The organism is Nocardia sp. 348MFTsu5.1 (genome assembly GCF_000383535.1).
Classification (GTDB): domain Bacteria; phylum Actinomycetota; class Actinomycetes; order Mycobacteriales; family Mycobacteriaceae; genus Williamsia; species Williamsia faeni.
This window is the reverse complement of the sequence record NZ_KB911529.1, coordinates 1-24,868: the sequence shown is the minus strand read 5'-3', so window position 1 is coordinate 24,868 and position 24,868 is coordinate 1. Positions and strand designations below refer to the sequence as shown.

22 protein-coding genes are annotated in these 24,868 nt (G+C 63.9%); 10 read left to right on the top strand and 12 right to left on the bottom strand.

All coding sequences use genetic code 11. The features are described 5' to 3' along the window. Positions 1 to 101 precede the first annotated feature (101 nt). On the top strand, positions 102 to 1,304 hold the full coding sequence (locus tag H290_RS0126045; RefSeq protein WP_020109803.1) for a PLP-dependent aspartate aminotransferase family protein: 1,203 nt from the start codon (positions 102 to 104) through the stop codon (positions 1,302 to 1,304). Between the two features lie 89 nt (positions 1,305 to 1,393). Here the strand turns inward: H290_RS0126045 and H290_RS0126040 are convergent, their stop codons facing one another. From H290_RS0126040 to H290_RS0126020, 5 genes are read right to left on the bottom strand one after another with little or no spacing between them, the layout of a single operon-like run. After that, positions 1,394 to 2,638 carry an amidohydrolase family protein gene (locus H290_RS0126040; RefSeq protein ID WP_020109802.1) on the bottom strand — a complete coding sequence of 415 codons (1,245 nt, stop codon included), beginning with the start codon at positions 2,636 to 2,638 and terminating at the stop codon, positions 1,394 to 1,396. A 43-nt stretch (positions 2,639 to 2,681) separates the two neighbouring features. After that, positions 2,682 to 3,326, bottom strand: a complete 645-nt coding sequence (locus H290_RS0126035) for a GntR family transcriptional regulator (RefSeq protein ID WP_020109801.1) — start codon at positions 3,324 to 3,326, stop codon at positions 2,682 to 2,684. A 16-nt stretch (positions 3,327 to 3,342) separates the two neighbouring features. Further along, the gene (locus H290_RS0126030) at positions 3,343 to 4,395 is read right to left on the bottom strand and encodes an isopenicillin N synthase family oxygenase (protein WP_020109800.1); all 1,053 of its coding nucleotides are present in this window, start codon (positions 4,393 to 4,395) and stop codon (positions 3,343 to 3,345) included. Between the two features lie 49 nt (positions 4,396 to 4,444). Continuing rightward, positions 4,445 to 5,329 (bottom strand): ABC transporter permease, encoded by an 885-nt coding sequence (locus H290_RS0126025; RefSeq protein ID WP_028463711.1) that lies wholly within the window; start codon positions 5,327 to 5,329, stop codon positions 4,445 to 4,447. After that, positions 5,326 to 6,108 carry an ABC transporter ATP-binding protein gene (locus H290_RS0126020; protein WP_028463710.1) on the bottom strand — a complete coding sequence of 261 codons (783 nt, stop codon included), beginning with the start codon at positions 6,106 to 6,108 and terminating at the stop codon, positions 5,326 to 5,328. Before H290_RS0126020 ends, H290_RS0126025 begins: the two co-directional genes overlap by 4 nt. A 350-nt stretch (positions 6,109 to 6,458) precedes the next feature. Between H290_RS0126020 and H290_RS0126015 the strand changes: the two genes are divergently transcribed. Beyond that, positions 6,459 to 7,634 carry a hypothetical protein gene (locus H290_RS0126015; protein WP_020109798.1) on the top strand — a complete coding sequence of 392 codons (1,176 nt, stop codon included), beginning with the start codon at positions 6,459 to 6,461 and terminating at the stop codon, positions 7,632 to 7,634. A gap of 29 nt (positions 7,635 to 7,663) precedes the next feature. Next, entirely contained in the window at positions 7,664 to 8,632 is a 969-nt protein-coding gene (locus H290_RS0126010; RefSeq protein ID WP_020109797.1) for an isopenicillin N synthase family oxygenase, read from the top strand. A gap of 73 nt (positions 8,633 to 8,705) precedes the next feature. Here the strand turns inward: H290_RS0126010 and H290_RS29845 are convergent, their stop codons facing one another. The 3 genes from H290_RS29845 to H290_RS29835 are packed head-to-tail and all read right to left on the bottom strand — an operon-like array spanning position 8,706 to position 12,764. Continuing rightward, a complete protein-coding gene (locus H290_RS29845; RefSeq protein ID WP_155977096.1) occupies positions 8,706 to 9,902 on the bottom strand; it encodes a lipase family protein in 1,197 nt (398 codons plus the stop codon). 19 nt (positions 9,903 to 9,921) lie between these two features. Then, positions 9,922 to 11,472, bottom strand: coding sequence for a bifunctional 3-(3-hydroxy-phenyl)propionate/3-hydroxycinnamic acid hydroxylase (locus H290_RS29840; RefSeq protein ID WP_020109795.1), 1,551 nt, complete (start codon positions 11,470 to 11,472; stop codon positions 9,922 to 9,924). Next, positions 11,457 to 12,764 carry a glycosyltransferase gene (locus H290_RS29835; protein WP_036520357.1) on the bottom strand — a complete coding sequence of 436 codons (1,308 nt, stop codon included), beginning with the start codon at positions 12,762 to 12,764 and terminating at the stop codon, positions 11,457 to 11,459. The genes H290_RS29840 and H290_RS29835 overlap by 16 nt, the downstream gene beginning before the upstream one ends. Before the next feature lie 229 nt (positions 12,765 to 12,993). Here H290_RS29835 and H290_RS0125990 point away from each other — a divergent pair, with 229 nt between their 5' ends. The 4 genes from H290_RS0125990 to H290_RS0125975 all read left to right on the top strand — a co-directional run bounded on the left by H290_RS0125990 (position 12,994) and on the right by H290_RS0125975 (position 18,244). Further along, complete coding sequence (locus H290_RS0125990) at positions 12,994 to 14,043, top strand: type III polyketide synthase (RefSeq protein ID WP_020109793.1); 1,050 nt, start codon at positions 12,994 to 12,996, stop codon at positions 14,041 to 14,043. Between the two features lie 122 nt (positions 14,044 to 14,165). Further along, positions 14,166 to 15,155 (top strand): DMT family transporter, encoded by a 990-nt coding sequence (locus H290_RS29830; RefSeq protein ID WP_196809636.1) that lies wholly within the window; start codon positions 14,166 to 14,168, stop codon positions 15,153 to 15,155. Between the two features lie 24 nt (positions 15,156 to 15,179). Further along, positions 15,180 to 15,875 (top strand): type 1 glutamine amidotransferase domain-containing protein, encoded by a 696-nt coding sequence (locus H290_RS0125980; RefSeq protein WP_020109791.1) that lies wholly within the window; start codon positions 15,180 to 15,182, stop codon positions 15,873 to 15,875. A 242-nt stretch (positions 15,876 to 16,117) separates the two neighbouring features. Then, on the top strand, positions 16,118 to 18,244 hold the full coding sequence (locus H290_RS0125975; RefSeq protein ID WP_028463709.1) for a catalase: 2,127 nt from the start codon (positions 16,118 to 16,120) through the stop codon (positions 18,242 to 18,244). 7 nt (positions 18,245 to 18,251) lie between these two features. On the opposite strand, the gene H290_RS0125970 is transcribed toward H290_RS0125975, so the two are convergent. Continuing rightward, positions 18,252 to 18,638, bottom strand: a complete 387-nt coding sequence (locus tag H290_RS0125970; protein ID WP_020109789.1) for an ankyrin repeat domain-containing protein — start codon at positions 18,636 to 18,638, stop codon at positions 18,252 to 18,254. 311 nt (positions 18,639 to 18,949) lie between these two features. On the opposite strand from H290_RS0125970, the gene H290_RS0125960 reads away from it, so the two are divergent. Both H290_RS0125960 and H290_RS0125955 read left to right on the top strand, forming a co-directional pair. Then, a complete protein-coding gene (locus tag H290_RS0125960; RefSeq protein WP_020109787.1) occupies positions 18,950 to 19,507 on the top strand; it encodes a CsbD family protein in 558 nt (185 codons plus the stop codon). Positions 19,508 to 19,540: 33 nt separating this feature from the next. Next, positions 19,541 to 20,221 (top strand): hypothetical protein, encoded by a 681-nt coding sequence (locus tag H290_RS0125955; protein WP_028463708.1) that lies wholly within the window; start codon positions 19,541 to 19,543, stop codon positions 20,219 to 20,221. A gap of 65 nt (positions 20,222 to 20,286) precedes the next feature. Here the strand turns inward: H290_RS0125955 and H290_RS0125950 are convergent, their stop codons facing one another. After that, positions 20,287 to 21,630, bottom strand: coding sequence for a sodium:proton antiporter (locus H290_RS0125950; protein WP_020109785.1), 1,344 nt, complete (start codon positions 21,628 to 21,630; stop codon positions 20,287 to 20,289). 96 nt (positions 21,631 to 21,726) lie between these two features. Beyond that, complete coding sequence (locus tag H290_RS0125945) at positions 21,727 to 22,257, bottom strand: DUF1269 domain-containing protein (protein WP_020109783.1); 531 nt, start codon at positions 22,255 to 22,257, stop codon at positions 21,727 to 21,729. Positions 22,258 to 22,743: 486 nt separating this feature from the next. Between H290_RS0125945 and H290_RS0125940 the strand changes: the two genes are divergently transcribed. Continuing rightward, complete coding sequence (locus H290_RS0125940; protein ID WP_051122211.1) at positions 22,744 to 24,150, top strand: MFS transporter; 1,407 nt, start codon at positions 22,744 to 22,746, stop codon at positions 24,148 to 24,150. Positions 24,151 to 24,178: 28 nt separating this feature from the next. On the opposite strand, the gene H290_RS0125935 is transcribed toward H290_RS0125940, so the two are convergent. Further along, a partial coding sequence (locus H290_RS0125935; protein ID WP_020109781.1) for a zinc-binding dehydrogenase occupies positions 24,179 to 24,868 on the bottom strand: 690 nt, incomplete at its 5' end.

Below are 24,868 nucleotides of genomic sequence, written 5' to 3'. Positions count from 1 at the left end.
CCACGAACGCGTCCTTCGTCGTCATCTGTTCCGGGTTAGATCGGCGCCGGACGGGCGCGTCGCGACACCCGGCGACGTCGGCCGCCTCCTACCCTGAGGACATGGCACGCCCGGACAACCACGATCCCTCCACGCTCGGCTTCTCGAGCCGCGCAGTTCACGCCGGCAACAGCATCGACAAGGGCTCCGGGGCAATTCGGACACCGATCGTGATGGCCAATTCGTATGCGTTGCCCGATGACCCGTCGCAGGTCAGCTGGTCGGGTACGGAGATTCCGCTCTACACCCGTAACTCCGGCGCCAATCAGATTGCGCTGCAGCACAAGCTGGCGTCCCTCGAAGGTGCCGAAGACGCGGTGGTCCTGGCCTCGGGGGTGGCCGCGCTGCATGCCGTGTTCTTCACCCACCTGGAATCCGGGGATCATGTGCTGATCGCCGACGTGACCTACGAGGCGACGTTCCGCCTGTTCACCGAGCTCCTGCCACGCAAGTACGGCATCGAAGCCACATTCGTCGATGCCTCGGACCTCGACTCCGTGCGGGCGGCGCTGCGCCCCAACACTCGCCTGGTTCATATCGAAGCGATCGCCAACCCGACCACCAAGGTCACCGATATCGGCGCGGTCGCCGAGATCGCGCATGCCGCGGGCGCTCTGGTGGTCGTCGACTCGACTTTCACTCCGCCGCCGCTGTACCGGCCGCTGTCCGAGGGTGCGGACCTGGTGGTGCACTCGCTGACGAAGTACTACAACGGCCACGGTGATGCCATGGGCGGTGCGGTACTCGGCGCCAAGGCTCTGATCGATCCCATCAAGACCGACGCCATGGTGGATGTCGGTGGCGTGATCTCACCGTTCAATGCCTGGCTGATCAGCCGCGGGTCCATCACCTTGCCGCTGCGGATGGCGCGTCACCTCGAGTCGGCCGCGCAGGTCGCGGAGTTCCTGGATCGCGATGAGCGGGTTGCGTACGTGGCGTACCCCGGCCTCACGTCCCATCCCCAGCATGAGCTGGCCACCAGGCAATTCGGCGGACGGGGCTACGGCGCGATGATGGCGTTCGCGGTCAGGGGTGATCCGGACACCCAGAACCGGTTCGTCTCGTACCTGCGGATGATCACGTCAGCGGTCTCACTCGGTCACGATGAATCACTGATCGTCCACGTCGGTACGAGTGGTCCGCGGGTGAAGCACTATCCGGAAGAGTTCCGCACGTGGGGCCATCTCCGGTTCTCCATCGGCCTCGAAGACCCCGACGACATCGTCGCCGACCTTGCCGCCGCGCTTGACGCCACGTTCACCTGACCCCACCCCGCAGACGAGCCAGCTGTACGAAGACGAGCCACATATTTCTGGCTCGTCCTTGTACAGCTGGCTCGCTTGTGAATCTTCGGTCAGGGCAGTGCAGTCCAGGTCTGGGTCTCGCTGATCGACACGACACGTCCGTCGTGGATGACCACGCGGTCGGCGGGTGCGTTGGCGATGACGTCGAGGACTCCTGTCCCGCGAACCGCCAGGAACTCTGCCCGGGCACCGACCCGCGCGCCCGCGACGGGCAACCCCATCACCCGACGGGCGTCGTCGGTGACCATCGCCAGCGCGACGTCCGGATGTACGTGTGCAGCGGCGACGGCGAGGGCTGCCGTTTCCAGTGCGTCGCTGCGGCCGAGCGGGTTGAACGGGTCACGCACGTTGTCCGCGCCGGCCGCGACACAGACCCCGGCCTCGCGCAGGGGTCCGATTGCGGTGATCCCGCGGGGTGTGGCAACAGGGTGGTCGCGGCCCTGCAGATAGAGATTGGTGATCGGATTCGCGACCACGCCGATCCCGCTCGATGCGATGAGCGGCAGCAGTTCGCCGAGTTCGTCTGCCGACATCGTTCCCAGCCGGGTGCAGTGCCCGGCGGTGCGGATCCGATCCACCGGCCAGCTGCGGACCCGCTCGGCAAACGCTGCAATCGTGTGGTGATCGCCTTCCAGGAACTCGTCCGTATGCAAATCGACCCCGACACCACGCAGTTCGGCGATATCGAGCAGACGATGAAGGTCCCCCATCGGGTCCGGCGCGCTGTGCGGTGACCCACCGACCAGATCGGCACCGGCATCGAGGGCGGCGTGTACGAGATCGTCGCTCGCGTACACCTTGGCCAGCGCGGCGATTTCGATGTCGATGAGACCGCGCAACTCGCGACGTACCTCGTCGACCGCGCGGATTCCGCGCAGCGGGTCGTCCCCGAAAAGGATGTCGACATGGGAACGGACGGCGGTGGTTCCGTTGCGTACCAACGCAAGTGCGGCGGCGCGGGCGCGAGTGCGAAACGACTCCTGGTCAAATTCCGCACTGCCTGCTTTCCAGTTCGCGATGGCGTCGTGCAGATGACCGAGCGGCGGCTGCAGCACATCCCACGACAACGCCTTGTCCAGATGTGCGTGCGGCTCGGCGGGCGCGGTCATCAGGACATATCCGCGAAGGTCGATCACACCCGGTGAGCTGACGTCCACGTCGGAAGGATCTGCGGTGCGCAGCGCGGCGACCACGGCATGGTCACCGTCGCGCACCACATCGACGTCGACGATGTTCCCATCCGGGAGAGTCGCTCCCCGAATGGACGACACCGTCTGCGGGAGTGCATGTTTCACAGTTCAAATTTCCTCATCTGATGAATATGACGGGTCGCAGCGGTCAGAGCCGTTGCGCCCGGACGTAGATACCGGCGACGTGGGCGCTTGCGGCCTCGCGTGCGGCAGTGGCGTTGCCGGCTTCGATGGCGGCCACAATCCGGTCGTGTTCGGAGACCGCGAGCCGGCGATTCAGGTCGGTGACCCACATATCGGATCGAAAAAGGTGCGACTGTCCATCCAGACGCGAAAGCGCCTCACTCAACGGACGATTGGCCGCGTTATCACGGATCAGGGTATGAAACTGCAGATCCAGCAAGGCATCCCGATGCTGATCGGGAGGCTCGGACAACAATTCCCGCTGCACCTGCACCATCTTGCGCATCTGGTCGACGGCGGCGTTATCCGCCCCGAGCGCGGCGTTGAACGCGGCGAGTCCGTCGAGGACCTCTCGCACCTCGAACACCGATTTGAGGGTGTCGGCATCCAGCGACGCCACGCGGGCGCCGGCGTTGCGGGTGTGGGACGCGAGTCCCTCGTAGATCAACTGCTGCACGGCCTCGCGCACCGGCGTACGACTGACGTCCAGTCGTGCGGCCAGCGCCGGAACACTCAGTGGGCTATCGGGTTCGAGTTCGCCGTTGAAGATCATCTCTCGCAGCGCGTCGTGCACCGAATCGGTGAGAAGCGCACGGTCAGAAGCAGTCATCGCGGTTGTCTCCTCTTCAGTTTCCGGCGGCCGCCACGCGAGCGGTCTCCCTCAGGTCGGTTGCCGGTGCCACACCCGTTCGCAGGCCTGCCACCTTCATCGCGATGTTCTCGGCGATCGTGATGGGAGCGTATCCCTTTTCGCCATCCGCCAGGGTCCCGGGCAGCGCCTCGATGACGGCGTCATGATTCCCGTCGAAGAAGAAGGCGGCCGATCGCCGGCGCCGGATCTGCCCGTCGATCACCGGGGGGTCGACGCGATGAATCGTCGACATCCAGCGGTCACCTGTCCACCGGGCCATCGCGTCGCCGAGGTTGATCAACAGCGCACCATCGGCCGGTTGCACATCGTGCCATCGTCCGTCGCGGTCGAGAACCTGCAGGCCTGGCACCTGGTCGGCACACAGGATCGTCAGGATTCCGAAATCGGTGTGCGCACCCATTCCGGTGAGGTCCCCGGTGAACTCGGTATCACCTTCCGGCAAGGCATAGTTGTTCATCTTCATGGCCTCGATCGAGTGGTCGATGAGGTTGTCGAAGTATCCCGGTTCCAGGCCCAACGCGTCGGTGAAGACGGTCATCAACGTGCGTGCCAACTCCTGCGCCGCAGCGAAGTACCGCCGGACCGCAGGTTCGAAACCCGGTGCGGCATCGGGCCAGTTGTTCGAGGCGTAACTGGCCTCGGGCAGATCGAGCTCGGCGAACTCCGCAGCCTCGACACCGACTGTGAACGCCTCGTAGAAGTCGTTCATCTGGTTGGCGGTGGGGATCCCCAGGCTCATGCTCAGCGACTCCGACTTCGGTGCCGAGTAGCCTCGATTCGTCCAGGCCTCACGGCGGTACTCCTTCTTCACCGCCAGCGGCAGATTGAAGAACGAATCAAGCGCACCCATCAGATCAGCGATGACGGAATCGTCGATCCCGTGTCCGATCACCTGGACAAACCCGACGTCTCGGCACACGCGGTCGAGCTCGGCCGCGACTGCGACGCACGCGGGATCAGAGTGGGCATCAGCGGTTCGGTAGCAGGTGATATCGATTGTGGGCACATGAAAGGTCTTGTCATCCATGATTTCTCACTTTCCTATCGAGTTCATCGAGTCAGCAGGGTCCGACGCGTCAGTTCTTCCCGGACTCGTGCCAGCGACCGACGGCCAGCTTTGCCAAGAAGCCCGTGAGCGCAAAGACCGCAACCCCGAACAGTGAGGCCAGGACAATGGCCGCGATCAGATCGTCGGACTGCAGGCGGCCGCGATACACATCGAGCAATGTGCCGATCCCCGGCTGACCTTTGGCGAAGAACATGTCGCCGATGACGGCGCCGACGACCACGAGGCCCGCCGCCGTGCGGACACCGGTCATGATGGCCGGCATGGCTGCCCGCATCTCGAGTTTGACGAGGCGGTCCCAGCGAGAGGCCCGCGACAGTGTGAAGAGTTCGTGCAAACCCCGGTCGACGGACGCGATGCCGAAGTGGGTGTTCGTGATGATCGGGAAGGCGGCGATCAGGACACAGACGAGCGTCCGCGACATCATGCCGTAGCCGAACCACAATCCGATCAGCGGGACGATGGCAAGTATTGGGATCACCTGCAGTACAACGGCATAAGGGTAGACGATCCGTTCGATCCACTTCGCCTGACTCATCAGCACGCCGGTCCCGACTCCGACGAGTACGGCTACGACGAAGCCGACCAGTGCAACCTGGGCGGTGACCGCCAGCGCTTCGAGCATCGGTTGCAGGTGCGAGGGCTGCATCAGCGAGTCCCGCAGCACGTCGATCGGCGGTGGCAGCAAAAAACGCCTTTCCGGGGCCAACACCCAGTAGCTGACGGCCGACCAGGCCGCCAGAGCTCCCAGTAGCGAGAGCAGCGGATAGACCACCAGCCCGGTCAATCTCCGGAGGTGGCGTCGGCTCTCGCGGCGGGTCACGGTGTTTGCCTGACGAAAGTGGCCGACCCGCATACGTCGGGAAAGGTCCAGCGTGGCATTGATCTCGGTCATCGATTGCTCCTGTGCAACATCGCCGAGATCTCGGCGACATGGTCGGTGAACGTGGGGTCGAAACGCAATTCGGGTTCCCTCGGGTAAGGCATGTCGATGTCCAGAACCGCCGCGATACGTCCCGGTCGCTGGGTCATCACAACAACACGATTCGCGAGGTAGACCGCCTCGGACACCGAGTGGGTGATGAACATCGCCGTGAATTCCCGCTGTGTATAGAGCCTTTGGAGTTCAACCTGCATCTCGAGCCGGGTCATCTCATCGAGCGCCCCGAAAGGTTCGTCCAGCAACATCACATCCGGGGAGAGCGTCAGCGCACGTGCCAGCGACACTCTCATCTTCATACCGCCGGACAGTGCTCTCGGGAGCTGGTCCGCGAACTGTTCGAGTCCGACCGCCCGAATGCTTTCTGCCGCACGCGCTTTGTACTCCGCCTTGTTCTCATGGCCGAGTTCGGCAGCGAGTTCGACGTTGGCACGGACGTTCCGCCATGGCAGCAGCGTCGGCTCCTGAAAGATGAACCCCACTGAATCACCGGCCACGGCAACAGATCCCGACGTCGGAACCTCCAGTCCGGCCGCCATCCGCAGCAGCGTCGACTTACCACATCCCGATGGCCCGACCACCGCGACGAAGTCACCACGGCGCACTTCGAGATCGGCCTTCTCGATGGCGACCGTCCCGGTGTCGAACGTCTTCACCACATTGTCGAAAACCATCTGCATGCCCTTGGTGAGCCGGCGCGCATCGGCGCCCTGCATCGTATCCGCGAGTCTCAATGTGTTGCCTCAACCTTCCAACCAACATGCAACTTCTGTCTTTCCTGGCATTCACATCATTGATTACATGCATGACGATACGGTTGCCTCGCGTTACGAATTGATGACATGTCCCGCCTTTCACGGATTGCACCTGCAGTTACCTCGGATTCTCGGCATATTTCGGCAAGATGACAGGGTCCGTAACATCGACGCAACACTCAATTGATTACATGCAATAGTGCTTCGGGAGTGCAACCGAAGGAATCCCGCGGCTGCGGGATCACACACCACCGCAACAGGTCTCGTCCGTCATTCGGACATCAGTGCCCCACCGAATACCCGGTTGATGTGACCGGATTAGGAGAATCATGAAGCGATCACCCGTCGGGCGACACATCGGCATCGCCGTCATCGCCGCCACCACCCTGGGACTGACATCGTGTGCGTTCAGCTCTGAAGAGCCGACCGAGTCGGTGGCGATCGAACCTGCGGCCGCAGCGCAGAACCTTGCCGATGTCTGTCCGGCAAATGTCGGCATCCAGTTGCAATGGCAACCGCAATCCGACATGGGCGCGCTGTTCGAGATGCTCGGACCCGGCTATGTAGTGGACACCGACGACAAGTCGGTGACCGGTCCACTGGTGGCAGGCGGTAAGGACACCGGCGTCGACATCACCCTCAAATCGGGTGGTCCGGCGATCGGATTCCAGTCCGTCACCTCGCAGCTCTACGTCGACGACTCCGTCATGCTCGGGGTTGTCCACGGCGATCAATTGGTCTCGGCCGCCGCCGAGCAGCCGGTGGTCGGCGTGACACCGCTGCTGAAGTTCAGCCCCGCCATCTTGATGTGGGACCCCGCGACGCACCCGGAATGGAAGACCGTCGGCGACGTCGGTGCCGGCGATGCGACCGTTGTGGTGTCCAAGGACCAGATCTTCCCCCAGTGGATGGTTGCCAAGGGTCTGCTCAAGGAGTCACAGATCGACACCAGCTACGACGGTGCGCCGGCCCGCTTTGTCGGCGACCCCTCCATCGCGCAGCAGGGCTTTGCGAACTCCGAGCCGTACACCTACTCCGAAGAAACGCCGGCCTGGAACAAGCCGGTCGGATACGGCCTGATCAAGGATGCGGGCTACGACATCTACGCGTCGAACATGTCGGTGCGCGCCGATAAGCTCGAAGAGTTCTCGCCCTGCCTGCAGAAGCTCGTCCCGATCATCCAGCAGTCCGGTGTCGACTACATCAGTGCTCCGGATGCCACCAACGACGTGATCGTGGATGTCGTCTCGCAGGACCAGACGTATTCGCCCTACAGTGAGGGCGAAGCAGCATTCAGTGCCGATCTGCTCCGGGACCAGGGCTTGCTCGCCAACGAGGACAACGGCTCGTTCGGCGTGTACGACGAAACCCGCACGGCCCGCAACGTTGCAGACCTCGGTCCGGTGCTGGCATCGGGCGGCAATCAGGTCCCGGCGGACATGACTGCGGAACAGATGTTCACAAACCGGTTCACCGACCCCGCGATCTCGATCTCGATCTCCTGACGCGCCGAGCAAAACGAGAGGACACGGCAATGACGTACGACATGACCGAGCTGCAGCGCGAACGAAGCATGGGCGCGGTGGGGACCGAAAGTGATCGAGAAGTCCGACGGATCTCCATGGCGGGTCTCCCCGGTCGCCGCACCGAGGTCGCGGACGAATTGTGGTCTGCAGCGACGGATATCGGGTTCTTCCAGGTCGTCGACCACGGGATCGACCTGGCAGAGGTCCGCCGGGCGTTCGCGATGGCAGAAGCCTTCTTCGCGCTCCCGACCGAGGCCAAGGCGCGCTACCCCAAACGCTTCAACTCGGGTTGGGAAAGCCTGACCCAGATACGACCATCCGTGGGCACCCCTGATCAGAAGGAGTCGTACCAGGTCACGTTGTCGAACATGGATGATCTCTGGCCGGGTGACGATGTCCTCGCGGGATTCACGTCGACGATCCTGGAGTTCGAGCACAAATGCTGGGCGCTGGCGATGGAGTTGTTGTCGATGTTCGCCGACAAGCTCGGGTTCGACCGTGAGTTCTTCACGCGCGCACACGAACCCACATCGCCGGGCTATCAGAGCACATTGCGGTTGTTGCACTACTTCGCAGTCGCGCCGGACGCCGATCTCGGCGGCATGTGGCGAGCCGGGGCCCATACCGATTTCGATTGCCTGACACTGCTTTTCCAGCGCGAGGGCCAGGGTGGGCTGCAAGTCTGTCCGGGCAAGGAGATGGAGAGCCAGGTGTGGACCTCGGTGCAGCCCTCCGACGACGCGATCACCTGCAACATCGGCGACATGCTGATGCGGTGGAGCGATGACGACCTGCCGTCGAACTTCCATCGCGTCCGCAGCCCCGGCCCGAACGACGACCGGGGGTCGCGCTACTCCATCGCGTTCTTCGCGCAGGCCAACAAGGACGTCTTGATCGAGGGTCCTCGGGCCAAGTACCCACCGATCAGTGCCGAGGACTACCTGCGGCAGCGCATTGCCGCGAACTTCGCGAAGTAGCAGCGCCTGACGATGATGGGTTCTGGCCCCGATGAGGCCGACCTGCGGTTTCGCTCCCCAGGACCCATCGTCATCAGGTGGTGGACCCGATCACCTGATGGCAGTCGTCTCTGACCGGCAGCCCCGCGATCCGATTGTTGAGGTACTGCTCGACGTCCCCGGTGCTCACGTCGCCGTGTCCGGCCGCGGGCTGAAAGTTGACTGTGATCGGTCCACCGAGATGGCAGGCGCGGTCGATCGCGCCGGCGGTCCACCGTGGATCGTTGAAGCGGTCGTTGCCGCCGTAGATGACGTAGAGCGGGGCACTCAGACCAGCCTTCGGGAGCGCCATCTGCTGCAGCAGCGACTTCAGCTTCTCGGTGGCGGATGCAGTGGCCGGCCGGAAATCCTGGGCACTGACCTTCCGCAGAGCGGCATCTCGACCGGCGCTCAGGCCGCAACCACTCAACGCATCCCATTGCGCAGCAAGTGCCGGGCTACGGAGTTGGTTCAGGTCGAGGTCGGGGTTGCGGCGTGCGAGCGACTCCTCGAGCCACTGGAGCACTCCCTGCTGTTCCGGGGTCAGCGCCCCCGCCCCCGCGAGGCCGACCATCGGCACTTTGGTTGTCGTCGGCACCTGGGCAACGGCGCCGGCCAGATGAAGTTCCGGCGCATACTGCCCGGCGATCTCGTCGGCCGCCCACGTCGTCCCACCGCCCTGTGAGATCCCGTACGACACCCAGGTTTCCGAGATGTCGGGATAGACCTTGCGGATTGCCCGCACCGAATCGATCATCGTCCGGGCAGCCGCATACGAATCGAGATAGGGATGCGGGCCACTGTTGGTACCCAGACCGGAGAAGTCGGGGAACGTCACCGCAAATCCGGCATCGACGTAACGCTTCACCAGAGGCGACAGCCCGTAGAGATTGCCGGTCAGAGACGGCGCGCAGTTGGCGTTGATACCGGTGGAACCGTGCCCGATCGCCAGAACCGGCCAGCCACCGGCCGGCGCAATGCCCTCGGGTTTGAACACCGTCCCGGAGACGATCAGCGGTTCGTCCTCGACATCAGTGGTGCGGTAGAGGATCTTGCTCCCCGAGATCGCAGTGCTCGACGACGCCCAGTTCTCGACCTTCACCACGTCACCGGGCATCGGTAGTTTCACCTGCGGAAGCACCTGAGTGACCGGCGATGCTTCATCCGGCATCGACGCCGAAGAGGCATCGCCGCATCCGGCCAGTACGAATACGGCGCAGATGGCAGCTACACCCCGCCTCGGAAATCCCACCGCCGCAACTTACCAGCGACTACCGACGGTGCATACGGACGTCGGTCCGAATGGCGCGTGGTCCCCCGTGGACCTTGCCGCCGACCGATTCGACTGCGCACACCACGCGATCCGGACGCAAGAGAACCGCATTGGCGCGGCGGCCGCCCAACCACGTGCTGACCTCGTGCGACGCCGACCCGAAATCGGCCGGAACTGCGTAGCGGATGCCCGGCATCAGGAGCGACATCCTCGGATTCACCGGGCCGACATGGACCACCGCATAGCCGGATCCGAGTACCTCGTCGCTGCCTTCGAACGATCCATCCGGACCTGACCGGATGAACTGTGGGAAAAGCCTGCCGATCCAGCGGCCGCCTGGCCGGGCACGGTCCCGCAATCGCATCGCGGACCTCCCCAGCGGTGGATAGATCAGGCGCGGTCCCGCCTGTTCCGATCCCGGCGCCCGGTCGAGTCCCCGCATGACAGCATCGACTGCACCGCGGGCGGGCGACCGCACCGACATCAGGCGGCCGATCGCAGTCGCGGCGGCCACCGCGCGGAGCACATGCGGCTTGCGTTCGGCCTGATAGGTATCGAGGAGTTGCTCATCGGCGTGGCCGTCGAGCACGGCGGCGAGCTTCCATGCCAAGTTCATCGCATCTCGCTGTCCGGCGCCCAGTCCCTGTCCGATGAACGGCGGCGTCACATGCGCGGCATCGCCGAGCACAAAGAGCGGCCCCCGGCGCCACCGGCGGGCAACGCGGGCACCATGCCGGTACGTCGCGGTCCGGACGATCTCGATCTCGTCGGCAGGGTTGGCCACTTGCGCGTGGATGGCTTCGGTCGCCCAGCTGTGGTCCGGGCTCTCGTCACTTCCGTCGTTCTCATCGTGGTCGGACAACCGGAACTCCCACCGGTACCGGTCTGCGCCGATCCGCATGAACGTCGCGGCCTGCGCCCCGGCGCACACCTGGTGGACGCCTTCCCACATCTTCAGGTCCGCCGATGACTTCACGTCGACGACCAGCCATCGCTGGTTGAAGCGAAGATCGATGGCGCCCCCGCCGATCTCGGCGCCGACCGCACTGGACGCGCCGTCGCATCCCAGCACGTACCGCGCCCGCAATACATCCTCGATGCCCTCATCGGACCGCACATGAACACTCGCGGTGCCGTCCGGCTCGATCACGATCCGCTCGGCCGCGTAACCCTCGAGGAATCTGATCCCGGCCCGGCGCGATGCCGCCGCGCGCAGCGCACGCTCGAGATCGGGCTGGTCGAACATCGTGCTCTCGCGCCACCCGGAGTACCCCACCGGATTCTCTCGCGGAAACCGCATCAGCAGCCGGTGCCGGTCGTCGACGAGACGCATCCCGCGGGCGGACCGTCCGAATGGACCGAAATCGCTTGCTGCACCCGCACTTTGAAGGATTCGATACACCTCGTCGTCGAGGTGTACTGCTCGCGGCAGCGGATAGACGCCACGTCGGCGATCGAGCACCACGGACTCGATGCCGTGTCCGGCAAGCAAACAGGCGGCCGTCAGTCCCGTCGGGCCCGAGCCGACGATGATCACCGGGGCCGACACGAACCCGGGGCCTCAGTTGTGTTCGCCGGCGGGCGCGTCAAGGCCTCGCTGATGCTGCGGGCACCGTCCATCTCCGCCAGTTCCACTTGCAGCTCCAGGGCCCGCGCCCGATACGACGGGTCGCCGAGGACGGTCTGCACCGCGCGCCGGATTGCCGCGGGCCTGGTGGTCCGGAGGCGGATGCCACTGCCCGAGCGCACCACCCGCGCAGCGACCTCGTTCTTGTCCTCCGTCGAGCCCGCGATCACCATGGGCACACCGTGCGAGAGCGCAAAATGCACACCGCCCCAGCCGCCATTGGTCACCAGGACGTCGGTTTTCTGAAACATCAAATCGAATGGAACAAACTCTGTGACAACAGCATTGGGCGCACGGACCTTGACCGATGTCGCCGGTGGTCCACCTGTTGTCGCGACCACAATCGCATCAGTGCCGGCGAGGCCGGCGATGGCCGGCTCGATGAGCCTGCCGAGGTCCTCGTTGTCCAACGTTCCCTGAGTCACCACCACCACGGGCTCGGGACCCTCGACGCGGTCCCACCATGCCGGCAGTTCAGGTTCGGGACCTCCACGTCCCAGCACCGGCCCGACGTACTGGAGGGACGCGTCGAGGTCGCGGCGAGGGTATTCGAACCCGGCGCTGGTCAGAACGAAGACGTCGTCCGCGAGCAGCGGCCAATCCAGGACGAAGGACGCGGCGTCGCGGCCGACCGCACTGCGGACGGCGTCGTTGGCGATGCCGTTCGCCCGGCGCAGCACGAACGATGTGGATCCTGCCGTGAGCAACCGGTTCCGCAGCATCCCCAAACGTGTTGTCGACGGCGGGAATCCAGGCCCGAACGGCCCGGTGTCCGCACTGTTGGCCATCAGGGGCGACGTACACACCGCGCCGACCCGAGGACGGTCCCGGTCCCCCGCGCTCAACAGCGGAAGCGCCCCGAGGAACAGGTTTTCCGCCAGCACCAGGTCGACATCGCCCTTCTCTATCAATGCGGCGAGGCCCTCGTGCTGCCCGGCGATCGCCCGGGCGAACATGTGCTCGAGGTCGAACCGCGCGCGCAGGACACCGGGCATCCGCGCCCGGCCGGGGAAGTGCCCGTCCAGATCTCGCTCGTCGTAATCACAGGACGGCGAAAGTGCAACGTGCTCCAGACCCGCCCGCACGACACGGTCACGGAATAGACGTCCCGTCAATATCGTGACCGCCCAACCGTCTTCGGCCAGCTGCCGGCCGATCGAGATCATCGGCTGCACGTGCCCCGTCAGCGGGGCGCTACAGAGGACGGCCTTCATCGCTTCATACCCATGCTCCTACTCGACACAGCGCGATTGTGACATGACAACAAGCGTTATCACTTTGGCGGACATGACCTTTCAGTCATCTGATGGACACCCGTATTGCAAAGTCGATCGATCCGTCCTAGATTAGTGACATATCGGTCTTAGGGTAGCATTACCTCAGGCCGGACCCAATATCGATGGCGCGACTCCCTCACCACTTTGAGACAAGGTTGGATCCTCTATGCCCACTGCCTACGTCAACCAGATCAGTACCGCGGTGCCGGCACTCGACTGCCACGACATGTTCATCGAGTACGCCCCGGAACTGATCGAGGAACGCGGCAAGATGCTGCTGTTCAAGCGGATGGCCGAGCGTGCGCACATCAACCACCGGTGGTCGGCGGTGGAGGATCCGGCAGGTTTCTACGGATTGAACCCGAGTGCCGTCGACACCGAAACCCGCATGATCGAGTATGAGGACAAGGCCCCCAAGTTGGCCCAAAAGGCCGTCGAGGGACTGAATCTCGGCGATGCGGCCGAAGAGATCACCCACCTCGTACTGGTCACCTGCACGGGCTTCTACTCGCCGGGCATCGACTACGACCTGATCAAGAACTGCGGGATCAGCCCGAACGTCGACCGCACTCAGATCGGCTTCATGGGGTGCTTCGCCGGGATCACCGGACTCAAGACCGCCAACAACATCGTCCGGGCGAACCCGTCGGCCAAGGTCCTGCTCGTGAGCGTCGAGCTGTGCTCGGTGCATCTGCAGAAGCCGAAGAGCCTCGAGTCGATGTTGTCGTTCCTGATCTTCGGCGACGGGTGCGCGGCAGCAATCATCTCGGCGGAGGCGACCGGCCTCGAACTCGATTCGTTCAAGCAGGTCATGGTCCCCGAGACCCGCGACCTGATCACCTGGCGGATCGGCAACGCGGGCTTCGACATGGTCCTCTCGGGCAAGGTCCCCGGACAGCTCGGCAAAGCGCTCAACGCGGAGAATCTCAAGCTGATCCTGGGTGGCCGCACACCCGCCGACATCGACCTGTGGGCGATCCATCCCGGTGGGCGAACCATTCTCGACGCCGTGGAGAACGCGCTCGAACTCGAACCCGAAGCCCTGGCCGTGTCACGCCACGTCCTCCAGAACTACGGCAACATGTCTTCGGCCACAGTACTTTTCGTGCTCGCGGAGATGATGAAACAAGCCGCTGAGGGTGGCCCGACCGGTTTGGGCAGCGCGATGGCCTTCGGCCCGGGCCTGACCGCGGAGACCATGCTCTTCCGTCTCTGATCGCACGGGCCGCCGTCGCCCACACGTTTTTGCATCAGCCACCTGTCATTGCCGGTGGCTGATGCAAATTCCGGTGGCCGAGCGGCGTGCGTGATGTACTGATCACCGATCGAGGAGGCATGATGCGCCAGGACACCGGGGCCCGTCCGGCGTACGGCGTACTGGTCGCAGTGACCTCCGCCGTCTGTTTCGGGACGTCTGGCCCACTGGCCAAAGGACTGATCGACAGCGGTTGGTCCTCGGCCGCGGTCACCGCCGTCCGGCTCGGGCTCGGGGCACTTCTGCTCGTGATTCCCCTGGTTCTGATGCGCCGCCACCTCATCCAGAACCTGCGGCGCGCGCCCTTGCTGGTGCTCGCCTACGGGATTCTCGGAGTGGCCGTTGTGCAGTTGAGCTTCTTCAACGCCCTTCGCTACCTTGATGTCCTGATCGCGCTGCTCTGCGAATACTCCGGCATCATCTTGGTGGTCGGGTACGACTGGCTCGTCCGCAAGCGTCGGCCGAGCTTGATCACCGGACTCGGATGCGTGGTGGCGCTCGGCGGATTGGTGCTGGTGATTCTCGGCGGTGAGGGCATCGGGGACGTCGATCCCGTCGGACTGTTGTGGGCCATGGGTGCGGCCGTCGGGCTCGCCGCCTACTTCATCCTGGCAACCGACGATTTCGCGCGCTCCGGCGAGAGCGTGGACCCGCTGGCGTTGGCGGCCGGCGGTTTGTTGGTGGGGACCGTGGTGATCGCGGTTGCGGGAGCGATCGGTGTGCTTCCGATGTCTGCAGCCACCGACCCCGTGGTCCTCGCCGACACTGAGATTCCCTGGTGGCTGGTGGCCCTGCTGGTGGCGGGTATCTCCACCAGCCTGGCGTACGTCACCGGGGTTCAGGCCGTCCGGCTGCTCGGCGCCACCCCGGCATCGTTCATCGCATTGGTCGAGGTGGTCTCCTCCGCCCTGTTCTCCTGGTGGCTACTCGGACAGACAATGGCGTTCGCCCAGCTCATCGGCGCAACCGTGCTGCTCGCCGGGCTGGTGGCCGTCAACGCCGGCGGTCGTCGAGGAATATCGACCGGCCCCAAAGACCTTGAACCAGGAAGTGCCCTGCAGACACCGGGGTGAACACGACGCGCAAAGGAGCACACCGTGGCAGACATTCTTTTCGTCCTGACCGGAGCCAAGCACTGGACACTCGCGGACGGGACGAAGCATCCGACGGGATTCTGGGCCGAAGAGTATGTGGCGCCGTATGAAGAGTTCACGAACGCCGGCCATCGGGTGATCGTCGCCACCCCGGGTGGTGTGGTTCCGGTGGTCGATGACGGCAGCCTGAGCCCGGACGTCAACGGCGGGCAGGCCGGAGCCGACGAGATCGCCGCCAAGGTGCGATCGAATACCGAGCTCCAACAGCCGATCTCACTGGATTCAGTGAAGCTGGACGATTACGCCGCAGTGTTCTACCCGGGCGGCCACGGGCCGATGGAAGACTTGGCGGTCGACGAGGTGTCGGGCCAACTCCTCACGGAGGCACTGGATTCGGGCCGCCCGCTCGGCGTGGTCTGCCACGCCCCGGCCGCGCTACTCGCGGCTACGCGTCCTGACGGATCCCACACCTTCGCCGGCTACCGGGCCACCGGGTTCTCCAACACCGAAGAAGAGCAGGCCGGCCTCGCCGCCAACGCCAAATGGCTGCTTCAGGACCGCCTCATCGAACTCGGCATCGACTACCAGCACGGCGCAGCCTGGGAGCCGAACGTCGTCGTCGACCGTAATCTGTTCACCGGCCAGAACCCGGCATCATCGGCTCCGCTGGCGAAAGAGGTCCTCGCCGCACTCCCCTGACCCCGGTCACGCCCACCCACGCACACGAGCCACCTATACGAAGACGAGCCGCATATCTGTGGCTCGTCTTCGTATAGGTGGCTCGTGTGCGGATATTCGGGTGAGTAAGAATCAGCTCATTGGGTACAGGGGCAATGCGTGGTTGAGGATCAGCCCGCAGCCGGTATCCGCGCCGCGAATTGCTGCGCGTCACCGACTGTCTGAAGTTCAGCGCAACACTCTTCGAGGAAAGCCGAGCGCCCATGCCTCCCACACCCCGTCCGGATCAATCAGCCCCGGCAACGAACGGTCCAACCGGGTCGCCTGATCACCGGGCCCAGGACGGCGAGTTTCTGACCACTGCCCAGGGTTTGCGTTTGCCGGACACCCACCATTCCCTGAAAGCCGGAGACCGAGGACCCACACTCCTCGAGGACTTTCACCTACGCGAGAAGATCACCCACTTCGACCACGAGCGCATTCCGGAGCGGGTCGTCCACGCACGAGGTGCTGCCGCCCACGGGACGTTTCAGTCCTACGGCAACGCACGAAAGGTCACAAAGGCCGGCTTCCTCGCCAAGAAGAACAGCAAGACCGACGTGTTCGTGCGTTTCTCAACCGTTTTGGGATCCCGCGGATCGGCCGACACCGTCCGCGACACCCGCGGGTTCGCCGTCAAGTTCTACACCGACGAGGGGACGTTCGATCTGGTCGGAAACAACATGCCGGTCTTCTTCATACAGGACGGCATCAAGTTCCCCGACATCATCCACGCCGGCAAACCTCAACCCGATATCGAACTGCCACAAGCACAATCGGCACACGATTCGTTCTGGGACTTCGTCTCGCTACACACCGAAGCCACCCACCACGTCATGTGGAACATGAGCGACCGCGGTATCCCCCGGTCGTTCCGCACCATGGAAGGCTTTGGCGTCCACACCTTCCGGCTTGTCGCCGCGAACGGATCGACAAGCCTGGTGAAGTTTCACTGGAAACCGGTGGCGGGCGTCCATTCACTGGTTTGGGAAGAAGCGCAGATCGCGGCCGGGGTGGACCCCGATTTCCACCGGCGCGATATGGCCGATGGCATCAAGGCCGGGGCGCCGCTGGAGTACGAGCTCGGTATCCAGATCATGCCCGACGACGGGACCAACACTTTCGAGGGCATCGATCTGCTCGACCCCACCAAACTGGTTCCCGAGGAACTCGCCCCGGTTCAACTGATCGGAAAGCTGACCCTCGACGCCAATCCCACCAACTACTTCGCCGAAACCGAACAGGTTGCGTTCCACACCGGTCACCTCGTCCCAGGTATCGAAGTCACCAACGATCCACTGATGCAGGCCAGATTGTTCTCGTATCTCGACACCCAGCTCACCAGGCTCGGTGGACCGAACTTCGCGCAGCTGCCCATCAACCGCCCGCACGCTCCGGTCAACGACATGCACCGCGACGGATTTCATCAGACTGCCGTCCACACCGGTCTTGCGCCCTACCGCGACAACAGCATTGACGACGGCGAACCAGCCGACGCCGGTGACGGCGATCGCGGATATGTGCAGACCGAACGCGTGATCGAAGGGCGAGCGGTCCGAGCCAATCCGGTCTCGTTCGATGACCATTTCACTCAGCCCGCAATGTTCTATCGCAGTCTCACAGCGGTGGAACAAGACCATGTCGTCGAGGCATTCACGTTCGAGCTGGGCAAGGTGTTCGAGCAATCCATCAAGGAACGTGAGCTGCAGGTGCTCGCACACGTCGACACAGACCTCTGTGAGCGGGTCGCTGCGGGCCTGGGACTGCCGGCCCCAAAGGGCGACCCGGTGTCCAAAGTGATCACATCGCCGGCGCTATCGCAGGTCATCGTCGATCCCGGACCGATCTCGGGACGCAAGATCGGCGTGATCGCGGACCAGAACTCCGATCTGACCGGCATCGAAAAGCTGAGAACAGCCGCGGAGCGCCACGGCGCGACCGTCCACGTCATCGCACCCGTCGGCGGTGTCCTCGGCAAGGCCGCACGACGTCAGGTCGTCGAGCGAACGTTCCTGACGGTCCGTTCCATCGAGTTCGACGCATTGGTCGTCGCCGCCGGCACGGCACCATCCTCAGATATCAAGGTGGTGCTCCTGCTCCAGGAGGCGTTCCGGCACTGTAAAGCGCTGGGGGCCTGGGGTGACGGCGTGGCGATGCTCGAGGCCTCGGGTATCGGTGCCGATGCCCCGGGTGTCGTCATCGGCAGCACAGCGGTCAAGGCGTTCCACGATGAGATGCTCGCCGCAATAGGGCTTCACCGCGCTTGGGATCGCGCTCCCGCCGTCATGAGCTCAGCCGTCCCGCCCGCCGGCACCACACCGAAGCGACGAACGGCCAGGAAGAAGAAGTAGGCGAGAGTCAGCGCTCGGTCAGCAGAGCGGTCATATCGTCGAGTTCGAAGAACTCGGCTACGGCCATCGCTGATCGAGCGCCTGCGTGCGGATCAGCACCTGCCGCCAGCAGCGCCCGGACGATGCCATCGCAGCGGCGAAACACCGCTGCTCCCAAGGCAGTTTGACCGTTGTCGTTCGCCCGGTCCAGATCAGCGCCGGCGGCAAGCAGAACTTTGACGGATTCGAGATGACAGTAATAAGAAGCCAAGATCAGCAACGTGTCGCCGCGGCCGTTGGTCAGGTCTACGGGACCGCCGATATCCAGCAAGGATTGCAGCGCGGTGGCGTCGCCTTGTCGCGCCCAGTCGAACGCACTGCGCAGGAGCTCGAGTTCGTCGTCGGTGAGATTCACAGCTACCTCCGTACAGGGCAACGCGGCACCGCCCGATCTGCAGGTACCCCGGGACCACGACAATCAACCCTGCTGCCGGTGAACCTTCAACGGCTGCGGCGCAACCAGTTTCGCACTGCGAGGCGTCACCATCCGGTTGGTCCGATCGTCGGTCATAGCGTCCCCAGGTGGAAGAGGGTTCATGTGACTGCCATCACACTTCTGGCGGTTGGGTGGTTCGAACGTGGCAACACGGGGAACCCCCGAGTCAGTGGGCACCCGACGGACGTCTCAAACGGGGCTCCGTGTCGATGTCGCAAAGGGAGAAACAGATGACTGAAGACAGCAGGGCCGGACAGGCCCGCAAAGGCCTTTTCGACTCGGTCAAGGGCAAGGCCAAAGAAGTTGCCGGCGCCGTGACCGGAAACGATTCACTGACGGCCGAGGGGCAGCTGGAGCAGACCCAGGCCCAAGAACGTAGAGAAGCCAATGCGGTGGAAGCCGTCGCCAACGCGGAGGCCAAGCAGGCCCAATCCGAGGCCAACGAAGCGCGAGTCGAAGGTGCGCAAGAGCGCGCGGAGGTGGAAGCCGAAGCTGCGACCGTCGAGCGCGTGGCCGAAACCGTACAGCATTCTCAGAAGCGGGCGGCCGAGCAGAACGAACAGCGCAAGCTTGCGGTCGAACAGACTCAGGCCGAACTCGATGCCGACGCGAAAAAGCAGAAGGCGCGCGCCGAGGAGAAGGCCGAACTCGCCGACGCCGCAGATGAGGTGGTCGATGCTGCCGACGAACATCGCGAGTCGGTAAAGGACGCGAACAGCGCACAGGCCGAGGCCGAGCGCATTCGTCGTCAGGCAGACAGTCTCACCCGTCAGGCCGACCTTCCATAGAACGACCGCAGCCACAGATACAGGAGAGTGAAGATGAAGATCATCGAACTACCGTTGGTTGTGCTGCGAATGCAGTACCAGATAGCCCGATTCCCGTTGGGGCTCATCGAGGACCGGATTGTGTCACGGTTGGATTCCGAGGCGCCCACCCGACTCATCTACGAACGATCGTTGGGCGTCCTCGACGCAACTGTCGGGAGCTTCCTCGGGGATCCGGCAATCGAACGACGTGGGTTGGCGCTCACCGAGCGTAGCGAAGCCCTCGGTCGCGCAGCGCAATTGGACGCTGACGCCGAACAGAAGCGGCAAGAGGCCGCCGCGAAGCTGAAAGCCAAGCAAGACGCCGCGATCGCGGACCGAAAGGTGGCGCGAGAGACAAAGCAGGCAGAGGTCCAGAAGGCCGAACAACAGGCTCAGGACGACAAACGTACCGCTGCGGCCGAAGCTGAAGAACGCAAGGCCGAGGCCAAACGAAAAGCCGACGAGGTTGCCGCGCAGCGAACGCGCGCAGCGGAAGCCGCCAAGCGCGATGAGCAGGCGAAGATCAAAGCGGCTGAAGAGCGAGCGACGGCTGCTGCCCAGGAAAAGGCCAAGGACGCAGCCGCCAAGCGCGACGCAGCGGCCGAAAAACGTGGTCAGGCCGATCACATCGAGAAACTCGCCGACGCCGAGAAGAACAAGCGCCAGACGGAACGCGCAAACAACAAAAGCTGACAGACAGCTACTTCATCGACGAAGTACCGGGTGACGTCACACAGACGTCGCCCGGTACTCCTCGTCTACGGCTGTTCGGGCCGATCGTCGAGTGAGTTCGGTTCTGTGCCACGCGGTTCGGCATGCAACACCACTCGCCGGGTTGATACCGCTGTGACCGCCACCCGCTCGGGTGCGTCGTCGGGAAGGGTCGCCGCCCACCGCCCATACCGCGCCGCCAAGGGGGACGCAGTGAGGCCGTGCGCGAGGATCGACAGCACCACCGTCAGCGAGGCGACCTCGACCAGCTGATCAGTGACCGCGTTTGCCTCCAACTCCTGCACCGCAATCATCGCGAAGATCACTGTTGCCAGCCCCCGCGGGCCGAACCATCCGACGAACAGGATCGTCGGCCATCGCCACTGGCGGCCGATCATCGCGATGGCCACCGGCACCATCCGGACGACCGTCAACGCACCGACCGCCATCACTACGGTGCGCCAGGTGGCGTGTTCCAGCGCTGTCCCGACCATGGCCGCGCCGAACGCCATCCACACCGCATAGGACGACAACAACCCGACGGTCTCGGTGAACTCGGACCGCGCCCGCAGCGGCGCCGGCGACACGAACCCGAAAACCATCCCACCGGCGAACGCCGCGACGAACCCGTTGCCGTCGATCTCGACTGCGACGAGATAACACAACAGCGCCATCGTCAGGACCGCCACCTGCTCCGACAACGGCGACGTCCACCCACGTGCACGGCACCAGCGCAGCAGCCAGCCACCAACACCACCGACGACGACCGCCACCACCACTGCGATCGCCAACGCCTTGGCGGCCTCAACGACCCAGCTGCGATCCCCGAGCAGTCCCTCGTCCGACGCGACCACCGTGATCAGCACCATCACCACCGGAGTGGCCAGGCCGTCGTTGAGTCCGCTTTCGAGATTCAGGATCCGGCGCACCCGGGCGGGTACCCGGGTGTCATTGACGACCGCGGCGCCCAGTGCGGCGTCGGTGGGCGCGAGCAACGCAGCGATCAGAGCGGCCACCACCCAGCCGCCATCCGGGAACAACCAATACGCGAGCACAGTGCCCGCGAGCAGAGTGAGCGGCAACCCGATGAACAACAGCCGGCTCGGAGGTCCCGAATCGCCTTCGACGTCGCGCAATCGCAGGTGCGAGGCGTCCGAGAACAACAGCAGGGCCAGGGTGAGCTCGGCGATCGTCAGCAACCAGTGGGCGCCCGGATCCACCTTGATGAGCCCGAGACCGTTCGCCCCGATCAGGACCCCGAAGGCCACGAAAACCATCGGAGCGCTGATCTGGGCCCGGTCGAGCCGCGCGGCCACGAACGAATAGGCGAACACCGCGCCCACGAGCACCAGTGGAATCGCCGAAAAGATGGTCTCGTCGTGCTCGCTCACGGCTCCCCGATCCGACTGACGGCCCCAGCCGTCTGCACACCGAGGCACCGTTGGCCCACTACAGTGTCACCCCGGCCGGACCTGCCGGTGTATTTCTCAGGATTTGGATGCCTCGTCGATCTCCTTGGCAACCTGCTCGGTATCCGCCTTGAGCTGCTTCTTGGTGACCTTGGCTGCGCGTTCGAGGGCTTTCTCGACCTTCGACTCGAGGTCAGTCGCGGCGATGACGATCAGCCCGCTGTCCCCTTCATCGAGCAGCTCACCGATCTCCTTGAGGTCGGACCGGCTGATCCCGCCCGCGACATGCCCGCCGAGGGCACCGAGTCCGGCGCCGCCCGCGCCACCCACCAATAATCCCGCCCCGATCCCGACGGCCGGGAACAGTGCAACAAGCGCACCCCCGACCAGGCCGATGCCGAGGCCACCCCAGGCGCCCTGCCGGGTCGGCTGCTCGTGCTTCTTGACGATCTTGACCTTGCCCTTGTCCGTTCGGGTGATGACCGCTGCATCGTAGGTATCGATCAGGTCCGCTTCGGTGTAGAGCTCGTGTACCGCGTCGTAATCGGCGATTGCGGCGTCTTCCGAGTTGTAGATCGCCGCCAGCAGGGCGAATGTATCGAGGGCCATGATTTCCTCCAGTTATGTTGGTTGACGCAGGGCCGGTGGACGCCAGGTGGCGTCGTCATCCGGTTGCTCGCGAAGTCCGGCTTCCATCCTCTGCATCCACGGCAGCGTGCGCATCGCCCAAAAGGGGTGAGCACGTGTCAATCACCGGTACGACTCCGTGCAGCTCCCACCCATCCCGACAGCCGTCGTCCGTGGCTTCGCGGTCATCCGGCAAGGCCCAGTCCGTTCGTACAGATTTCACCCTGGAGATTCGTACTCGTCACACGACGTTTCGACACCAAGTATTGAATGACGCGATGCCCTCTGGGCGGAGCGAGATCCGCTGGGTCGAACCTTGCCCAATCACATTGGTATGGACTGATTTTGATCCACGCACCGCTCTTTCCGGCACTGAAATCAGTCGTGCGGCGGATCACCGTGATGTAGGGAATGATGACCGGTGCGACGAGGCAAACCAACGATGCAATCCGCAACGGAGTTCACCAGATGACCCAGACACCCGGTACGACACGGCCGCCCAGCGCGGCGCGGCGAATGCTGGTCCCACTCGCGCTGGCTCAGTTCATCTGCAGTTTCGCCGGCTCGAACATGAACGTGATGATCAACGACATCAGCGAGGATCTGGACACCACGGTTCAGGGCGTTCAGACCGCGATCACCGTGTTCCTGTTGGTCATGGCGGCGTTGATGATTCCCGGCGGCAAGCTGACCGATCGGTGGGGTCGCAAACGATGCTTCATTGCCGGCCTCGTGGTGTACGGAATCGGCGCTCTGCTCAGCGCCATCTCGCCCAACCTCGGTGTTCTCATCCTCGGCAATTCGATCCTCGAGGGGGTCGGCACCGCGTTGCTGATCCCCCCGGTGTACATCCTCACCACGCTGCTCTTCCACGACATGAAGTCCCGGGCGCGTGCGTTCGGAATAATCACCGGGATGGGCGGTATCGGCGCCGCTGCCGGCCCGTTGATCGGCGGACTGATCACCACCGGCATCAGCTGGCGAGCGGCTTTTGTTTTCCAGGCACTGATCATTGTGGTCATCGTGGTGTTGAGCCGGCATATCAAAGACCCGTTGCCACCGGATCCGACCAGACGATTCGACTACGTGGGAGCTGCGCTGTCCGCCGGCGGCCTGGTCTGCTTGGTGATGGGAATTCTCCAGGCGGACAACAATATTACGCTGATGTTCCTCCTGATCACCACCGGATTGATCCTCATAGCAGTCTTTTTCGCGTACGTCGCCTCCAGAGAACGAGCCGGCAAGGAACCCCTGCTGTCGATCTCGTTGCTCCGCAACCACACATCCAACCTCGCCCTGATCACACAGAACATACAATGGTTGCTGTTGATGGGTATCTCGTTCGTGGTCTCGGCCTTCCTCCAAGTGGTCCGCGGCTACAACGCAATCGAAACCGGCATCGTGTTCACCCCGGCCACCCTCGGAATTCTGGCCGCCTCGCTGTTCGCCGCGCGATTGACAGCCCGTTACGCTCAACGCACTTTGATCATGTCCGGGTTCGCCACAACCCTTGCCGGCATTGCGGTTCTGCTCTTTTTCGTTCGCGCCTGGGACACAGCCTGGGCGTTCGTACCCGGTCTCTTGCTCATCGGCATCGGGGTGGGGGCAATGCTGACCCCATCGGTGAACGTCGTCCAGTCCGCCTTTCCGGAACAGCAACAGGGCGAGATTTCCGGCTTGTCCCGGTGCATCTCCAACCTGGGCTCCTCGTTGGGAACCGCGGTGGCGGGCACCGTCCTGGTTGCCGGCTTGACGTCACCGGACCGCTCTTACGCACTGGCGATGATCATCCTGGCGGTCATCGGTCTTGCCGGCCTGCTCGCCGCCGCGTTCCTGCCGTCGAAAAAGGCCCGTACCAAGTCGACGGTGCAGTAAATATCGGGCAAACGAGCAATCGCTGTGTTCAGTTGAGGTCGAGGACGATTCGCCCGTTGATGTCTCCCTTGCCCATCTCAGCGAAGATGTCATTGATTTCGGGCAACGTCCGCACCGTGTAGGTGGGATGGATCAGGCCGCGGACGTAAAAGTCCAGTGCTTCGGCCATGTCTCTGCGAGTACCGACAATCGAACCCCGGATGGTGAGACCGAACAGCACGGTGGTGAAGATGTCGAGAGGAAACTCCTCAGGCGGCAGACCAACGAGCGATACCGTCCCCCCGCGCCGCAGACTCGCCACCGCCTGGGGAAAGGCGTGAGCGTTGACCGCGGTGACCAGCGCTCCATGGACACCACCACCGGTGCGCTCGATGATCTCTGCAGCCGGATCGTCGACCGTTGCGGCATTGACCGTCACCTCGGCACCATGCTGCTCGGCCAACTCGAGTTTGCTGTCATCGACGTCGATCGCCACCACCCGCCGGCCCATCGCAACCGCATACTGGACCGCGATATGACCCAAGCCTCCGATGCCCGAGATCAGCACCCACTGACCTGGCTGGGTGTCGGTCACCTTCAACCCTTTGTAGACCGTGACACCGGCGCACAGGATCGGTCCGACCGCCGACAGGTCGACGTTCTCAGGAATGATGGGTGCATATCGTGAATCGACCAACATGTGAGTACCGAACGATCCATTGACCGAGTAGCCGCCATT